This is a genomic window from Acinetobacter sp. YZS-X1-1 (assembly GCF_000804305.1).
Taxonomy (GTDB): Bacteria; Pseudomonadota; Gammaproteobacteria; order Pseudomonadales; family Moraxellaceae; genus Acinetobacter; species Acinetobacter variabilis.
On the sequence record NZ_JWHB01000011.1, the window covers coordinates 23,165 to 40,092 of the forward strand.

Annotated in this window: 15 protein-coding genes; 12 read left to right on the forward strand and 3 right to left on the reverse strand. The window is 45.1% G+C overall.

The features are described from left to right. The first annotated feature begins 19 nt into the window (after positions 1 to 19). The 6 genes from paaG to RJ01_RS07815 all read left to right on the forward strand — a co-directional run bounded on the left by paaG (position 20) and on the right by RJ01_RS07815 (position 6,379). Positions 20 to 811 carry a 2-(1,2-epoxy-1,2-dihydrophenyl)acetyl-CoA isomerase PaaG gene (gene paaG, locus RJ01_RS07790; RefSeq protein ID WP_034170635.1) on the forward strand — a complete coding sequence of 264 codons (792 nt, stop codon included), beginning with the start codon at positions 20 to 22 and terminating at the stop codon, positions 809 to 811. 442 nt (positions 812 to 1,253) lie between these two features. Next, on the forward strand, positions 1,254 to 2,465 hold the full coding sequence (gene pcaF, locus RJ01_RS07795) for a 3-oxoadipyl-CoA thiolase (RefSeq protein ID WP_034170636.1): 1,212 nt from the start codon (positions 1,254 to 1,256) through the stop codon (positions 2,463 to 2,465). Positions 2,466 to 2,523: 58 nt separating this feature from the next. After that, the gene (gene paaK, locus RJ01_RS07800) at positions 2,524 to 3,816 is read left to right on the forward strand and encodes a phenylacetate--CoA ligase PaaK (protein WP_034170637.1); all 1,293 of its coding nucleotides are present in this window, start codon (positions 2,524 to 2,526) and stop codon (positions 3,814 to 3,816) included. Positions 3,817 to 3,876: 60 nt separating this feature from the next. Then, positions 3,877 to 4,818 carry a phenylacetic acid degradation operon negative regulatory protein PaaX gene (gene paaX / locus RJ01_RS07805; RefSeq protein WP_034170638.1) on the forward strand — a complete coding sequence of 314 codons (942 nt, stop codon included), beginning with the start codon at positions 3,877 to 3,879 and terminating at the stop codon, positions 4,816 to 4,818. Positions 4,819 to 4,859: 41 nt separating this feature from the next. Further along, positions 4,860 to 5,459, forward strand: a complete 600-nt coding sequence (locus RJ01_RS07810; protein WP_034170639.1) for a carbonic anhydrase — start codon at positions 4,860 to 4,862, stop codon at positions 5,457 to 5,459. A gap of 140 nt (positions 5,460 to 5,599) precedes the next feature. Then, the gene (locus RJ01_RS07815) at positions 5,600 to 6,379 is read left to right on the forward strand and encodes a class I SAM-dependent methyltransferase (protein WP_034170640.1); all 780 of its coding nucleotides are present in this window, start codon (positions 5,600 to 5,602) and stop codon (positions 6,377 to 6,379) included. 52 nt (positions 6,380 to 6,431) lie between these two features. Here the strand turns inward: RJ01_RS07815 and RJ01_RS07820 are convergent, their stop codons facing one another. Next, a complete protein-coding gene (locus RJ01_RS07820) occupies positions 6,432 to 7,241 on the reverse strand; it encodes an inner membrane protein YpjD (RefSeq protein ID WP_034170641.1) in 810 nt (269 codons plus the stop codon). A gap of 138 nt (positions 7,242 to 7,379) precedes the next feature. Here RJ01_RS07820 and ffh point away from each other — a divergent pair, with 138 nt between their 5' ends. The 3 genes from ffh (at position 7,380) to RJ01_RS07835 (ending at position 10,279) form a co-directional block, all read left to right on the forward strand. Next, positions 7,380 to 8,786, forward strand: coding sequence for a signal recognition particle protein (gene ffh / locus RJ01_RS07825; RefSeq protein WP_004783356.1), 1,407 nt, complete (start codon positions 7,380 to 7,382; stop codon positions 8,784 to 8,786). A 174-nt stretch (positions 8,787 to 8,960) separates the two neighbouring features. Continuing rightward, positions 8,961 to 9,536, forward strand: coding sequence for an alpha/beta hydrolase (locus RJ01_RS07830; protein ID WP_034170642.1), 576 nt, complete (start codon positions 8,961 to 8,963; stop codon positions 9,534 to 9,536). A 137-nt stretch (positions 9,537 to 9,673) separates the two neighbouring features. Beyond that, complete coding sequence (locus RJ01_RS07835; protein WP_034170643.1) at positions 9,674 to 10,279, forward strand: alpha/beta hydrolase; 606 nt, start codon at positions 9,674 to 9,676, stop codon at positions 10,277 to 10,279. On the opposite strand, the gene RJ01_RS07840 is transcribed toward RJ01_RS07835, so the two are convergent. Beyond that, positions 10,233 to 10,973: a type III pantothenate kinase gene (locus RJ01_RS07840; protein WP_034170644.1), complete on the reverse strand. Its 741-nt coding sequence runs from the start codon at positions 10,971 to 10,973 to the stop codon at positions 10,233 to 10,235. The genes RJ01_RS07835 and RJ01_RS07840 overlap by 47 nt on opposite strands. A 14-nt stretch (positions 10,974 to 10,987) precedes the next feature. After that, the gene (locus tag RJ01_RS07845; RefSeq protein WP_034170645.1) at positions 10,988 to 11,743 is read right to left on the reverse strand and encodes a biotin--[acetyl-CoA-carboxylase] ligase; all 756 of its coding nucleotides are present in this window, start codon (positions 11,741 to 11,743) and stop codon (positions 10,988 to 10,990) included. 27 nt (positions 11,744 to 11,770) lie between these two features. On the opposite strand from RJ01_RS07845, the gene RJ01_RS07850 reads away from it, so the two are divergent. The 3 genes from RJ01_RS07850 to smc all read left to right on the forward strand — a co-directional run bounded on the left by RJ01_RS07850 (position 11,771) and on the right by smc (position 16,928). Further along, positions 11,771 to 12,574 carry a sulfite exporter TauE/SafE family protein gene (locus tag RJ01_RS07850; protein ID WP_004783347.1) on the forward strand — a complete coding sequence of 268 codons (804 nt, stop codon included), beginning with the start codon at positions 11,771 to 11,773 and terminating at the stop codon, positions 12,572 to 12,574. 194 nt (positions 12,575 to 12,768) lie between these two features. Continuing rightward, positions 12,769 to 13,464, forward strand: a complete 696-nt coding sequence (locus tag RJ01_RS07860) for a GntR family transcriptional regulator (protein ID WP_034170647.1) — start codon at positions 12,769 to 12,771, stop codon at positions 13,462 to 13,464. A gap of 11 nt (positions 13,465 to 13,475) precedes the next feature. After that, positions 13,476 to 16,928, forward strand: coding sequence for a chromosome segregation protein SMC (gene smc / locus RJ01_RS07865; protein ID WP_034170648.1), 3,453 nt, complete (start codon positions 13,476 to 13,478; stop codon positions 16,926 to 16,928).

Sequence of the window (16,928 nt, forward strand, 5' to 3'; positions counted from 1 at the left end):
GAAACTTAAAAGGTGTGCAATGGATTACCAAACAATTATTGTCGAAGAAAAAAATGCAGTGGGCTATCTGACTTTTAACCGTCCAAAACAGCTCAACAGTTTTAATGAAACCATGCATCAGGAAGTATCTTCTGTCGTAAAACGCTGGGCGCAAGATTCAGCAATTCGCGCTGTGGTAATTTCTGCAGAAGGTCGTGGTTTCTGCGCCGGTCAGGACCTGAACGATCGTGTGGTTGATCCAAATGCTAATGCGCCAGATCTGGGGCTATCGATTGAAAAATACTACAATCCGCTGATTAAACTGATTACTGAAATGCCGAAACCAGTCATCTGTGCTGTAAATGGTGTGGCAGCAGGTGCAGGTGCAAATATCGCATTAGCGTGTGACATCGTAGTAGCTGCCAAATCTGCTTCATTTATTCAGGCTTTCTGCCGTCTTGGTCTGGTGCCAGATTCAGGGGGTACCTGGTTCCTGCCACGTCTGGTTGGCCGTGCCCAAGCGATGGGTCTGGCGATGCTGGGTGACAAAATCTCGGCTGAACGTGCACTGCAACTCGGCATGATCTGGCAGGTAGTTGAAGATGATCAGTTAAAAGCAGAAGCTGAAAAAATGGCTGCACATCTGGCGACTCAGCCGACTTATGGTCTATCTCTGATCAAAAAAGCGATTCATGCCGCCGCAGACAATAATCTGGATGAGCAACTGATTCTAGAGCGCGATCTGCAACGTCTGGCGGGCCGTTCCAGTGATTATCGTGAGGGCGTTCAGGCCTTTATGCAAAAACGAACACCACAATATAAGGGCTGCTAAATCTGCCGGAGATGGATTTGACTCGGCTCAAAGTTGTGCGATTTTTTCCCTTCAGTTATCGCTTAGCAACTTGGTCGAGTTGAATTATTCCTGACAGGTATGAATATGATACCTATTTGGTCTGATGGTTAGCTAGGTCCTATGTTATATGTAGTATTACCCTGATAGTAAATGAAATCTTAAAAAATAGATTTATGCACTATTTTTATAGTCAAGCTATTGATATGTAATTTGTTTTTTATTTTGTTTATTCAGATAAATGATTTGGGTGAGTAAATAGAATTTAATATGACACAAATTTACAAATATTAAAAAATATGTATCGTATTTTTGGTGAAGAGTGATACATCCTGGTATATATTTAATTAATTAGACAGCGCTAGGACAGGCGCAACAAGGATCGCCAACAGACTAAGGGATGGCGAGCTAAGGAACAAGAACGATGGAACATGTTTATATTTTTGACGGTATTCGTACCCCAATTGGTCGTTATGCAGGTGATTTGAGTAGTATTCGTGCCGATGACCTTGCTGCTTTATCGATCCAGTATTTAAAACAGCAGCATCCTAATCTGCCGTGGGCAGAAATCGATGAGGTGATTTTAGGCTGTGCCAATCAGGCCGGTGAAGATAATCGTAATGTCGCGCGTATGGCAGCACTTTTAGCGGGTTTGCCGGAAAGTGTGCCTGCCATTACTGTAAATCGTCTCTGTGCTTCCGGTCTGGATGCTGTCGGTCTGGCAGCACGTGCAATTAAATCGGGTGAAGCGCAATTTGTAGTGGCCGGTGGGGTAGAATCCATGAGCCGTGCACCATTTGTGCAATCCAAGCCCACCACAGCATTTAGCCGTACTCCGGAAATTTATGACACCACCATTGGCTGGCGTTTTATCAATCCAAAATTCAAGGCAGGTTTCGGCGTAGATAGCATGCCGGAAACGGCAGAAAACGTAGCTGAAAAATATCAGATTAATCGTGAAGATCAGGATTTGTTTGCTTATCGCAGCCAGAAAAAAACTGCACAGGCACAGCAGAATGGCATTTTTCAGGCAGAAATCCTGCCAGTAGAAATCAAAGGTGCTAAAGGTTCTACTCAGGTGATTGCTGAAGATGAGCATCCACGTGCTAATACTACCTTAGAAAAATTGGCTTCTTTAAAAGCACCATTTCGCAAGGAAGGTGGTTCGGTAACTGCGGGTAATGCGTCTGGTGTCAATGACGGTGCAGCCTGTGTGCTACTGGGTAATAAATATTTCGCAGAACAATATGGGCTGAAACCGCTAGCACGGGTGGTAGGAATCGCCAGTGCAGGAGTAGAACCACGTTATATGGGTATCGGTCCAGTGCCCGCAGTGCAGAAAGTATTAAAACAGACAAACTTAAGTCTGGAACAGATGGATGTGATCGAACTAAATGAAGCCTTTGCCGCACAGGCGCTTGCAGTGCTACGTGAGCTAGGCCTTCAGGATGATGATTCGCGAGTCAATCCAAACGGTGGTGCTATTGCCCTTGGCCATCCACTCGGAATGAGCGGTACGCGACTAGTGATTACCGCCATGAAAGAATTACAACGTAAGCAAGGAAAATATGCCCTTTGTACCATGTGTGTCGGTGTTGGACAGGGTGTCGCACTGATTCTGGAAAATGTGGCTTAAGGACTGAATCAAAAGAGAAATCATCAGCAGTCAGGATGACTGCAGCAGGAGCAAGAATATGAATAACAAGGCAATGGAACAAATTGAAACCGCTTCAGTAGATGAATTACGTGGCCTGCAATTGGAACGTATGAAAAAAACACTACAGCATGCTTATCAGAACAGTACGGTTTACAAGAAAAAGTTTGATGAAGCCGGTGTCCATCCGGATGATCTGAAATCACTGGACGATCTGGCAAAATTCCCGTTTACCACCAAGCAGGATCTGCGCGAAAACTATCCATTTGGCATGTTTGCTGTGCCTCAGGAGCAGATTGTCCGTGTACATGCTTCTTCAGGGACCACAGGTCAGCCGACTGTAGTCGGTTATACCCAGAATGACATTAACACTTGGTCAGATGTGGTGGCACGCTCGTTACGTGTAGCCGGACTCAGCAATAAGGATACGATTCAGGTGTCTTATGGCTATGGGCTATTTACTGGCGGTCTAGGGGCACATTATGGTGTAGAACGTCTGGGCGCCACCGTAATCCCAATGTCAGGTGGCCAAACTGACAAGCAGGCCCAGCTGATTCATGATTTCAAGCCAACGGCTTTAATGGTCACGCCATCTTACTGTCTGAATATTATTGAGTGTCTAGAGAAAAAATTCGGGACTGCCAAGGATTGTTCGATCAAGACCGGGATCTTTGGTGCAGAGCCATGGACCAATGAAATGCGTCGTGAAATCGAAGAACGACTGGGTATTGATGCGCTAGATATTTATGGCCTTTCTGAAGTCATGGGACCAGGTGTGGCGATGGAATGTCTAGAATCCAAAGATGGTCCAACGATTTGGGAAGATCACTTCTATCCTGAAATTATCCATCCGGAAACTGGTGAAGTATTACCTGACGGTGAGCTGGGAGAGCTGGTATTTACCACCATTACTAAAGAGGGTATGCCGGTAATTCGTTACCGTACTCGTGATCTGACACGCTTATTGCCAGGTACAGCGCGTACCATGCGTCGTATGGACAAGATTGTCGGTCGCAGTGATGACATGATGATTATTCGTGGTGTGAATGTGTTCCCATCACAAATTGAAGAGCAAATCCTGCATATTCCGCAGCTTATTCCAAATTATCAGATTCAGATCTGCAAGCAGGGTCATCTGGATACATTGCATATTCGTACCGAAATGCGTAAAGATAATGCTATAAATATGACACGCCAATTGGCAAATCAGCTGAAAGTACAAATCAAGACCATGGTCGGGATTAGTGTCAGTGTGGAAGTTTTACCGGAAGGTAGCTTGCCACGTTCTGAAGGTAAGGCTCAGCGGGTGTTTGATATCCGAAAGTCCGCTTAAATACGTCCGGATGACAGGCTCAGGTCTGTCATCCGGCTTTGACAAGGTAAATTGAACATAATGAATCCGAAATTAAAACAAGTAATTGATGATTTCATTCAGAATGAGACCCTCAGTGGAACCTCATTGGTAATGACGATTTTTGGTGACAGTATTTATCACCGTGGGGGAGTCATTAGTCTTGCCAGCCTGATTCAGCTGATGGATGTATTTGGCTTCAATGAGCGTTCTGTGCGTACTGCCGTATTCCGTCTGGTACAAAATGGCTGGCTGAGTTCAGAAAAGATTGGCCGCACCAGTTATTACCGGATTACCGAAAGCAGCCGTCAGCGTTTTATTACCGCAGACCAGAAAATTTATAGTTTCCAGCATAATGAATGGGATCAGAAATGGGATCTGGTTCTGCTCAGTTCAGTTGAACTAGAAAATAAACAAACGCTAAAAAAAGAACTGGAATGGTTAGGCTTTGCCAATATCGCGACCAATGTCATGGCCTATCCGGGGTGTGATCAGCAGAAACTGCAAAACCTGTTACTGAATAACAAGATGACCGATCAGGTCGTAGTGTTTCATGCTGAAACTTTACAGCTTTGGCAGGAATCTTATCCAACCATTAAACGCATGGTTGAGACTAACTGGCCAATCCCGGAACTGCATCAGCGTTATGAAAAATTTATTAGCGATTTCCGCGAGTTTTTCTATCTGGTGGAAAATGAAGAGGAACTGGATCCAGTACAAGCCTTTCAGATTCGTATCCTGCTGATCCATCAATATCGCCGTATTTTACTGAAAGACCCGAATCTGCCATTTGAACTGTTGCCAACAGACTGGTTGTCACTGATTGCGCGCAACCTGAGTACCAATCTATATCAGGCAGTATTTGCAGCAGGAGATGAGTTTTTCCTGGAGACTGCCCGGACAGCGGAAGGTTTTATGCCACCTGCACATCCACAATTTTATAAACGTTTTGGTGGCTTAAAGCAGCCGGAATTGACTTTTTAATATTTAAAAGATCATGAACCTAGTAGCTCAAGGAGGAGTCTATGCCATGTTATGCGATTGATGGGGTTATTCCTGTCGTCAGCCCTAAAGCTTATGTCCATCCTACGGCTGTGCTGATCGGTGATGTGATCATTGAAGCCGGAGTTTATATTGGTCCGTTCGCTTCGTTGCGTGCCGATTTTGGCCGGATTCATATCCAGAAAAATGCCAATGTACAGGATTCCTGTACCATTCATGGATTTCCGGACAGTGTGACCTTGGTTGAAGAATATGGCCATGTTGGTCATGGTGCCATTCTGCATGGCTGCGTGGTACGAAAAAATGCCTTGATCGGTATGAACAGTGTAATTCTGGATGAGGCCGAAATCGGGGAGAATGTCATTGTTGGGGCCAACAGTACAGTTAAGGCTAAATTCAAAGTGCCAGCAAATAATCTGGTACTTGGCAGTCCGGCAAAAGTCATCCGTCCTTTAGAAGAAAAAGAAATTGCCTGGAAAAGCCATGGCACCGAGCAATATATCCAGCTCACTACACGTTGCCTGAATACCATGCAGGAAGTAGAAGCTTTAACCGAAAATTCCGCAGAGCGACGTAGTTATCAGAACTTTAAAGCGGATTATCAAATCAAGCAAAATAGTTAAACTAGCTGATTTTTAAAAAATTTAGATAATTAAAATACGCTAATTTTTTAGTTTTAAACTTATTGGAAATGAAACCAAATTACTATTGTCGCCTTTCCGGATCGAGTTAAGCTGTGAGAAAACAGGTCAGGAAAGTGCAGATGGAAAGTCGGGAATTTAAAGACCATTTCTCCCAGCAGTCCCAAGATTATGCCTTGTTTCGCCCGCATTATCCGGATGTTTTGGGAAAGATATTGGCAGAATTGGCACCGAGTACGAAAGTAGCTTTAGATGTTGGCTGTGGCTCAGGACAGTTTTCAGGGGTTTTGGCACATTATTTTGATCAGGTGATTGCCATTGATGCGAGTAGTGAACAAATCGCACAGGCCCAACCTCATCCGAAAATTCAATATCATCAGGCCTTAGCAGAAGAAATCCCATGTGTTGACCAGAGTGTGGATCTGATTTCAGTTGCACAGGCTGCACATTGGCTGGATCTGGACAAGTTCTATGCGGAAGTTCGCCGTATTGCAAAACCCAATGCTATTCTGGCTCTTATTAGTTATGGGGTATTCAGTGTCGATGAAGAACATCTGAATCATTATTTCAGACATTTTTATGAAGTGACCATTGCGCCCTATTGGGCACCTGAACGCCGCCATGTTGATGAAGGATACAAAAATCTGCCATTCCCATTTCATGAAATTGCTGTACAGCTGCCGGTATTACAAGTCGAATGGAATTTTTACCAACTGATAGGCTATATGAGTACTTGGTCAGCCGTAAAAGCAGCCACCCAGGCACTCGGACATAATCCGCTGAATGTACTGGCAGATGCCTTATTGTCAGAATGGGAAGACCCAGAATTGCCCCGGGTAGTGAGCTGGCCGCTATCGCTACGAGTGGGAAGGATAAATCCAGATCAAGAAAAGGATAATTAAATAAAAAGCCCAGTCTTAGCTGGGCTTTTTATAATATTAAAGATCAATCAGCTTATTTGTTTAACAGCATTTCCAGTACAAATTTGGAACCGATAAAACCGAGCGCCAGCAGACCAAACCCAAGCAGGGTAAAACGAACTGCTTTCTGGCCACGCCAGCCAAATTTCCAGTGTCCAATCAGTAATGCACCATAAACCAGCCAGGACACAATACTAAAGGCAGTCTTATGGGCCAGATGTTGGGCAAAGAAATTATCGATGGTAAAGAAGCCGAAACCCAATGCTAGTGTCAATAGAATGAAACCAGTCATCAGCATATCGAACAATAAAGATTCCATATCCTGATAGGACGGCAATAGATTCACCCAAACCCGACGTTTCTGTTTTTTCTTCAGTTCGCGGTCCTGAAACCGCAAAATCACGGCCTGAATCGTCGCCATCAATAACACAGCGTAAGCGGACAAGGATAGGATAATATGAATATCCAGACCTAGGGAATTTTGTGCAATAACTTTCGCTGGTTGGGTAAAGCTGAAACCGAGAATCAGGCCAGTCGCAGCGACGGGAATACCAATCAGGTTTAATGCAATAATCGGCCGATAGGTACTATAAATGATGCTTAGCAGCAACATTAGCGCTGAAGTAAAGGAAAGTAAGGCAAATACATCATAATTCATCCCCATCGGGGTATACATGTCACCTGATAAAACCAAAGCATGGAGTACCAGTCCGACTAAAGCTGTTAAGCCGACAAACCATTGATTTGGAGTACGTTTAGCCATTAAATGAATGAACAGATACCAAAAAGAGGAGGTATAAGCGATTAATGCTAAGATCGTGTAAACCAAGGGTAGGCTAAGCATGTCAAACCTTTTTAAGGGTGATGAATATTCATTTATATAAATTCAGTGCGAACTACAGTATCCTATAGCATTCTATGCATAAATTTTCTATTTTAAGAAACAATTTTTTGCTACTGGCTATTTTAAGCGGATTTTGCAATGTTTGATACCTTAACAGAACGACTCACGCAGAGTTTAAGAAATGTTACTGGCTCAGGGCAGCTAACCGAAGACAATATTAAAGATACGTTACGTGAAGTACGTATGGCACTTCTTGAAGCCGACGTTGCGTTACCTGTAACTCGTGAATTTATCGCGAAAGTTAAGGAAGAAGCATTAGGCCAGGAAGTGATGACTCAGTTATCACCAGGGCAAGCTTTCGTCAAAATCGTTTATGACGAATTGACCAAAATGATGGGCGAGGCCAATGAAAGCCTTGACCTTGCAGCGAAACCACCGGTGGTGGTACTGCTTGCCGGTTTGCAGGGTGCGGGTAAAACCACGACTGCAGCCAAACTTGCACGCTTCCTGCAAGAACGTCAAAAGAAAAAAGTGGCTATGGTGTCTGCCGACGTTTATCGTCCGGCCGCGATCAAGCAGTTACAGACAGTGGCTGGCGAAGTTGGCGCGATTTTCCTTGAATCGAGTGCTACTGAAAAGCCAATCAGCATCGTCAATCGTGCAATTGAACAGGCAAAAATCCAGTTTGCTGATGTGTTGATTGTCGATACCGCAGGTCGTCTGCATATCGATGACGACATGATGGAAGAAATTAAAGAGCTGCATGCAGCGATTAATCCGACTGAAACCCTGTTCGTGGTCGATGCCATGACTGGTCAAGATGCGGCGAATACAGCCAAAGCATTTAACGATGCGCTTCCTTTGACGGGTGTGATCCTGACTAAAACCGATGGTGATGCGCGCGGTGGTGCAGCACTGTCTGTTCGTGCGATTACTGGCAAGCCAATCAAGTTCCTCGGTATGGGCGAAAAACTGGATGCGCTGGAACCTTTCCATCCGGAACGTGTGGCACAGCGTATTCTGGGTATGGGTGACGTCCTTTCTTTGGTCGAAGAAGTTGAACGCAAAATCGACAAAGAAAAAGCCGAGAAAATGGCGAAGAAATTGCAGAAAGGCGGTAGCTTCAACTTTGAAGATATGCTGATGCAATTCGAGCAGATGAACAAGATGGGCGGCATGATGGGCTTCTTGGACAAACTTCCAGGCATGAGCAATTCAGGTATTCAAGACGCAATTGCGCAGGCGAATCCTGAAAAGCAAGTGAAGAAAATGGAAGCGATTATTCAGTCGATGACCATTAAGGAACGCCGTAACCCTGACCTGATGAATCCAAGCCGTAAAAAGCGTATTGCAGCAGGTTGCGGTATGGAAGTGTCAGAAGTCAACAAGCTGATCAAGCAGCATGCGCAAATGGCGAAGATGATGAAGAAATTTGCCAATCCGTCTGGTATGGCAAAAATGATGAAATCACTGAGCGGTCTGCAAAAACAGTTTGGTGGCGGCGGTGGTATGGGTCCACTGTTCGGCGGCAACGACAAAAAATAACTGTTTTAAGTAAGAAAGGCGCGTATAGCGCCTTTTTTTATTGTCTGTATTTTCTTTTATATCCAGTTTAAACAAAACAACATTTGCTTACCCAAATTTCCAGAAAAATCAGGCAGACTCGAAAACATTCGAAATAAAATAATACAGATAAAATAATACAGAAGGATGTATCTAATGACTCAAGTGATTGTGGTGCACGGCTATACCGCAAGTCCTGAAGAAAACTGGTTTCCATGGATTCAGGAAAAAGCCCAGCAGGAACATGTCAGCTTGAAAGTACTCAGACTTGACCCGTCAACTACGCCAAAACTGGAGGTCTGGGAACAGCAAATGCGTGAACAGATTGATGGGATTGACGAAAATAGTATTTTTATTGCGCATAGTCTGGGTTGTCTGGCTGCATTACATTATTTAAGTCGCGAATTAAAAAATCAGAGAATCAGGCAACTGGTTTTGGTGGCCGGTTTTAATGGCAGACTGGGACGTCTGGAAGAAGTTAATCCTTTCATTGACGCGGCTGAAGTGGATTTTGAGTTACTGAAACGTCAGATTGATGAACGTGTGGTGATTTATTCGGAAGGTGACGATCGGGTTCAGCCTGACTTTAGCCTGGAGCAGGCGGAAAGTCTGGATGCAATCGTAGTCTGTGCTGAGCATCAAGGGCATTTCATTAATTCACAGGGCTGTACTGAACTGCCGGAAGTCTGGCGAGTGATTCAGCCTTATCTGATCCAATCTTCCACTGAATAGGGAGGATGATGAATAGATTGGTTCAATGATGGCAGGATGAAGTTGAATAAGGAATATTGAATTTCATCCGCTAATAAATAATTAAAAACTTAACTTTTGTCGGAGCATTTTGCTCTTAATATAATAAGTACAATGCTATGAAAAATATAACGAAGAAAGTCTATATCGTGCCTGATTATCAGGCGACCTCAAATGACCACTGGTATCCGTGGTTAAGCCGGCAGATCAAAGACGCAGGGTTCGAGGCCAAACGGATCATGCTGGCCAACCCTTTTCAACCTGATCTGGAAGAATGGCAGCACAACCTGAAACTGCAGATTCCGCCTCTGGATGAGCATAGTTTCATTGTTGCGCATGGCTTGGGTGGCTTAAGTGCTCTAAAGTTTCTTGAAGAACACTATAGCCGTACACAATTGAAAATTGGCGGGCTCATGTTAGTCGCAGCTTTTGATACACCACTGGTGGCTTGGTCAGAACTGAATAAAATGGTGCAGGCAGTAAAGTTAGATCTGAACAATCTATCACATGGTGCCAAACGCTTTGTAATGCTGCTTTCCAGCAATGATCCTTATGTACCTGCACCGATTTCACTGCGTTTGGGCCATAGCCTGAATGCACAGATTTTTGAAATCAAAAATGCAGGGCACTTTAACAAGCTGGATGGCTATGCAGATTTTTCAAAGTTACTCGAGCTCCTCAAACTGTGTCTGGCAAATGATCTGCAAAATGCTGCAGGCCTTTAAGTAATAAGTCTGGTTCAATCACGGGCTGAAACCGTTCGAGATGCTGGGCAAAGAGTGCAGCATCTCCACCAGTCAGGATCAGCTGTGCCGGAAAATCTTGCAGTACTTTTTCAATGGTGCTGAGCAGACCGAATAAAATGCCATGATGCACGGCATCAATGGTATTGCGTCCAGGACTGAGTTCCTCGAAAGCTGCATCTGGGATTTTAATGCCTTTGGTATTCTGGATCAGGGAATCGCGTTGTAAATACAGATTCGGCAGGATATAACCGCCGAGATGTTTTTGACCTTGGGCTAGATCAATGGTCAGGGCAGTCCCGCAGCTGATGACACAGTAGTTTTGGTCGGCTGACTTGGCAACGGCCAGCACCTGCAACCAGCGGTCAATCCCAAGCTGTGAAGGATCATCATAGCCACAGATCAAACCGGCATAGCGTGCCTGTACCGTGGCAAAAACTACAGGAATGTTCAGGCAGGTCAAAATCGATTGAATACGGACATTATTCGCTTTGTCCAGTACTGAAGAAATTCCGACCTGATGCAAGCCTAAACTCTTAAAGTGCTGAATCAAGCCAAGAAGTAAGTCGGCAGGGGATTGCAAATGCATTTCCGCGGCATGTTCAATGATCTGGTTCTGCTCCGTAATCCAGTATTTGAGCCGTGTATTGCCGATATCCAACCATAGTTTTTTCATTGAATGATGCCTGTTCAGCCGCCGTTTTTGAGACGGAGTTGCCCCTGATAAAATGTCTGCGTACCTGCATCCGTTTCGATAATGACTGCACCATCGTCTTGAATGCCGAGGAAAGTTCCGGAATATTGGCCTTGAATATCGGTAAATTCAACTGTTTGCTGGAAAAATGCAGCATATTGGTTAAACCGTGCCGGCAGATTCTGACTGCCATAATTAAACCATTCCCCCGCTTGCTGAATAGCCAGATACAACTCGGCAATCAGATCTACACGTGAAGTATGTGGTAGTCCCAATTCAGTCAGAGAGGTGACCTGCTGGTCTGGAATGCTTTCCATGAGTGGGCTAATATTGATCCCGACACCAACCACCACCTGTTGAGTCGAAATCGGTTCAATCAGAATGCCACCCCATTTCCCCTGCAGGCTGTACAGGTCATTGGGCCATTTCACCTGCAAGTCCAGTCCTTTTAGACTTGGCATTTGCAGGATATTTAATGCAATTTCCAGTGCCAGGCGACCATCGATTACTTTTTGTGTATGCAGCAATGTGCTTAAATAGATGTTCCCCTCAGGAGAAATCCACTGACGTTGACGCTGTCCACGTCCCTGGGTTTGCACGCGGCTACACACTAGTACCTGTTGTACCCCTTTGGTTGCCAGTTCCCGGACATCGTCATTGGTCGATGTGGTGATCGGCTTGATCAGCAACACTTCAGGGAGTTGGCCTGCTTGACTTAAACGTTGCTGCAGTTCGCGAGTTTCTACATCCATTTGAATCTAAACGTGGTAAATGTCGTTATGGAGTTAATCATATATTTATTGATTGGTGCAATTGCAGGATTTGCCGCAGGCCTGTTTGGCGTGGGTGGTGGTCTGATTATCGTGCCAATTCTGTACATTGTTTTTACCCAGCTCCAGTACGATCCAAGCGTGATTATGCATATGGCAGTCGGAACTTCTCTGGCCACAATTATTGTGACCTCAATCAGTTCGGTGATGGCACATCATCAAAGAGGAGCAGTGTTATGGGATGTAGTGCGTAATCTGGCACCCGGCCTGGTCATTGGCTCATTCTTGGGAGCTGGAATTGCAGATTATTTATCGGGCCAAGGCCTGCAATTGCTGATTGGCTTCTTTGCAGTCTGGATTGCATTCAGAATGTTTAGAGGCGCGCATTATCAGGTTGATCCGAATCAGAAATTGCCTTCAGCCGCATTACAGTTGGCAGCGGGTGGTGGCATTGGCGTGGCATCGGCCATATTCGGGATTGGTGGCGGCAGTTTGACTGTGCCTTTCCTGAATCGTTGTGGTGTCGTCATCCAGAAAGCAGTAGCCACTTCTGCTGCCTGCGGTTTGCCGATCGCAGTGGCTGGTGCCTTAGGTTTCATCTGGTTTGGTCAGAAAGCTGAAGTCGAAGTACCAAATACGATTGGTTATATTCATATTTATGCGTTTATTGGTATTAGTGTGATGAGTTTTATCACTGCAAAATTTGGTGCAAAAGTGGCGCATTTATTATCACCAGTTCTATTAAAAAAATGTTTTGCGGCCTTATTGACTACAGTTGGTCTGTATTTTATCTATCAAGGCTTTACTGCCTGAACTACTCATTTTTTATCAGCTAAATTTTTTGAGGAGAATAGGTCACTATTCTCCTTTTTCTTTGACTGGGTTGGCTGTATAGACACAAGATTGTCTGACAATGTCAAAGTATTTTCTGCAAAAAAGCCGTTTAATAACTGAAAAGTCATCCAGAATGACTGCACTTGCATCAATAAAAATAAGACAGGAACAGTATGCAACAACAAGAAGCACACAGTTTGTCTGAACAGATTGCCAAGCATATCAGTGAACAGATTATCCGGGGTGAACTGGTTGAAGGCGAACGCATCCAGGAACTCAGAATTGCATCGGAACTTGACGTCAGTCGGGGATCAGTCCGTGAAGCCTTGCTCTTGCTTGAACGTACCCAGCTGATTGAAATCTTCCCGCGTCGTGGCGCCATTGTTTCGGAAATGTCGGCCATGCAGGTTCGTGCCCTGTTTGACCTGACCTCTTTATTGCTGGGGCAGATGGTACATCGCATGGCAGAGACCTGGCGCAGTCATGAGGCAGAGCGCATTCAGCTACTATTAGAACAATTGGAAGCCGAAACCCGCCAAGGCCATATCGAAAAGTTTTATGATTTGATCTTTCAGGGAATGGCCCAGCAACAGGAGATGGTCGGTAATCTTTACCTGATGCGCTACTATCAGGAACTGCTGCCATCTTTACGCCGTAGCTATTTTCTGACCCTGAATATTTCAAGACGTGAGCTACAGGAATCTTTTGAATTATTTAAACTGGTGACGGAAGCGATTTTAATTCGTAAATCCCATCAGGCGACGTTATTTATGGAAGATTTTTGTCGACACTTGCGCAACCTTGTGTTGGAATCTCTGACACGGATGAAACAAATTGAACTCGCGTGGGCCAGACGCTCACGACGTTAAATCAGGACACTATGCGTTTAAGCAGTTTAAAACTTTCAGGCTTCAAATCTTTTGCTGACAGTACCACCTTACACTTCAAGGATAACCGGACTGCAGTGGTGGGACCCAATGGTTGTGGTAAATCAAATGTGATTGATGCCATACGCTGGGTGATGGGTGAGTCCAGTGCGCGCCAACTACGTGGTGGCAGCATGCAGGATGTGATTTTTACCGGAACAGCCAAGCGCAAACCGGTGGGCATCGCCAGTGTAGAACTGCGCTTTGATAATACCTATGGTAAGCTCGGCGGTGCGTATAATGCCTATAATGAGCTGGCAGTACGCCGTCAGGTCAACCGTGATGGCAAGTCTGAATATTTCCTGAATGGCACCAAATGCCGACGTCGTGATATTACCGATATTTTCCTGGGGACCGGTCTGGGGCCGCGTTCTTATGCGATTATTGAACAGGGCATGATTAACCGTCTGGTGGATGCCAAGCCGGAAGAAATGCGGGTTTTTATTGAAGAAGCTGCCGGGGTTTCCCGTTATCAGGCACGTCGCCGCGAGACCATGCTGCATCTGGATCACACTACGCAGAACCTGTCGCGTCTGGAAGATATTACCTCTGAACTCAAGTCTCAGCTTAAAACCTTGAAACGCCAGTCAGAAACTGCCATTCAATATAAGGAACTGGAAGGTCAGATCCGTACCATCAAGATTGAAATCCTGTCGTTCCAGTGTGAGCAGAGCCAGCGTCTGCAAGAAGAATATACCGTGCAGATGAATACACTGGGCGAGAATTTTAAGCTGGTACGTTCTGAATTGACTACTGTTGAGCATGATCTGGGAGCCACCAGTGAATTGTTCCAGCGCTTGATTCAACAGTCCACACCGCTACAAACTGAATGGCAACAGGCTGAGAAAAAGCTCAGTGAACTGGAAATGACGTTGCAGCAAAAGCAGTCATTGTTGCAGCAGAACTCTAGTAGTCTGGTGAAGCTGGAAAAACAAAAAGCTCAGACTAAAGAACGTTTACAGTTGATTGAATTGCAACTGGACACCCTGCATCAGCAGCTCGAAGATCAGACTGCACAATTACAGCAGCAGGAAGGTCAAAGTCAGGAACAAAATCAGAGTCTGACTGATCTGAAATCCCAGCAAGGCACGATTGCTGCCCAGTTTACCCAAATTAAAACCCAGGTTGAGCAACAGCAACAACGTAAACAGCAAATGCTGGCGCAAAGTGAACAGCTGGCTAAAAATATTGTCCGGATTGAACAGCAAAAAGAAACCTTGCAACAGCAGGCAGCACAAATTCAGCAGCAGGCGCAGCAAGATGAGCTGGAACAGTATCAGACTGATAGAGCTGAAACTGAACAGCAAATCACTGGCTTTGAGGCTCAACTCAAAACACTGAAAACTGAGCTTGAGCAGCTACAGGCAGAACAGGCAAGTCAGCAGCAAATGCTCATGCAGCTGAAATCAGAAATTCAGGTACTGCATTCAGAACGCAAAAACCTGAGCCAGTTACTGACCAAAGCCAATCCAAACGCCAAAGCGGATGCGGTGCAGTTAATGCAAGTGCTGAAGCTGAATCCACAGGCCAAAGCTTATGCCAGCTTGATTGAAAAGTTCCTGGCGAAATGGCTTTCTGCACAAGTATTAGAAGAAACTGAGCATTTTTTGGAAAATAGTGCACGCCAGCTCAAAGCTCAGACGACACAGGATAATATTCAGCTTGATGGGCTCCCTTGTTTAGCAGACTGGATTGAAGCGCCTCAATATTCGCTCTGGCAACAGGTGGCCGTAGCTGAGAACTTTAAACAGGCACTTGGTTTACAAACTCAGCTGAGAACAGGCCAGTCGATCTTAAGTCTGGATGGCTATCATGTCGGCCCCGACTGGATGATTGCACTGGACTATGATGAAGCCAGTCAGGCGGGACAAGGGGCATTGAGTCATCGTATCCGTCTGGATGAAATCGAGCAGCAACTGACTCAGCTTGAACCAAAATTCGCAGATCTAGAGCAACAGCTTCCTGAACTCACTGCTCAAGTAAAAGCTTTGCAAAGTCAGATTCAAAGCATTAATGAGCAGCAGAAGCAGGCACAAAAGCAGTTACAACAGCTTGATCTGAACATTGCCAAAGTTCAGAGTGCGACGCAGGCCTTTGCAGTACAGAAACAGCAATTGCAGAACCAGTTACAGCAACTGGACGAGCAACTGGAAGAAGATGCGATGCAGAAAGACGATCTGGAAATTGATCTGCATGCACTGAATCTGAAACTGGAACAGGCACTGCCCAATTACAAAACCTTGCAATTCCAGCTGGAAGAACTCAATGCCCAGCTGGAAGACTCACAGCAAGTCACTCAGCAGGCGCAGCAGGAATTAGAATTACTGCGCCGTCAAACGGTACAAAGTCAGCAACAGGCTGAACTGCTGGAAAAAGACCAGCTGTTTTTAAAAGAGCAATATCAACAGATTATTGCGCAAATAGAACAGGCCAAAAAGTTTGTCGATCCGGTACAACTGGAATTACCTGCTTTACAGAGCCAGTTCAATGAACAGGCACTGATCACGGAAAAACTGCAAAAAACCTGGGCAGACTGGCAGATCGAGCTGAATCAGATCCAGAGCAAGCAGCAGCACCTGACTGAGCAGCGCCATACTTTCCAGCAGCAAGATGAACAATTGCGTACTGAACTTGAAGCCAAACGTCTGGCCTGGCAGGCAGCAAAATCCGATTTACAGCATTATTCAGAGCAGCTGAAAGAGTTGAATAGTGAAGTAATTTCAGGGCTAAATATTGATGTAAAAGTACATCAGGCTAAACTGGAAAAAGCACAGGCTCAATTCGATAAACTGGGTGCGGTGAATCTGGCAGCTTCTGAAGAGTATGAAGAAGTTTCGAAACGCTATGACGAACTCAGCCATCAGATTCAGGACCTGGAAAATACCGTTGAACAGCTGCAGGCAGCAATGAAAAGTATTGATCAGGAAACCCGTAAGCTGTTTATGAATACCTTCGATCAGGTCAATGCCGAGCTGCAAAACCTGTTCCCGAAAGTATTTGAGGGCGGTGAAGCGAGTTTAAGTCTTGAAGATGGATGGCAATCGGGTGTAAAACTGATGGCACGCCCACCAGGCAAGCGCAATAGCTCACTGGCATTGCTTTCTGGTGGTGAAAAGGCTTTAACCGCATTAGCACTGGTCTTTGCAATTTTCCGACTAAATCCGGCACCGTTCTGTGTACTGGATGAAGTCGATGCACCGCTGGACGATGCCAATGTGGGACGTTTTTGTAATTTAGTCAAAGAGCTTTCTGAACAAGTGCAATTTATTTATATTACCCATAACAAACTTGCAATGATGATGGCGACTGATCTTTTAGGTGTAACCATGCCTGAACCGGGAACCTCAAAATTAGTGACAGTAAATTTGGAACAGGCAAAAGAATACGGCTTAGCTGCGGAGGTATAA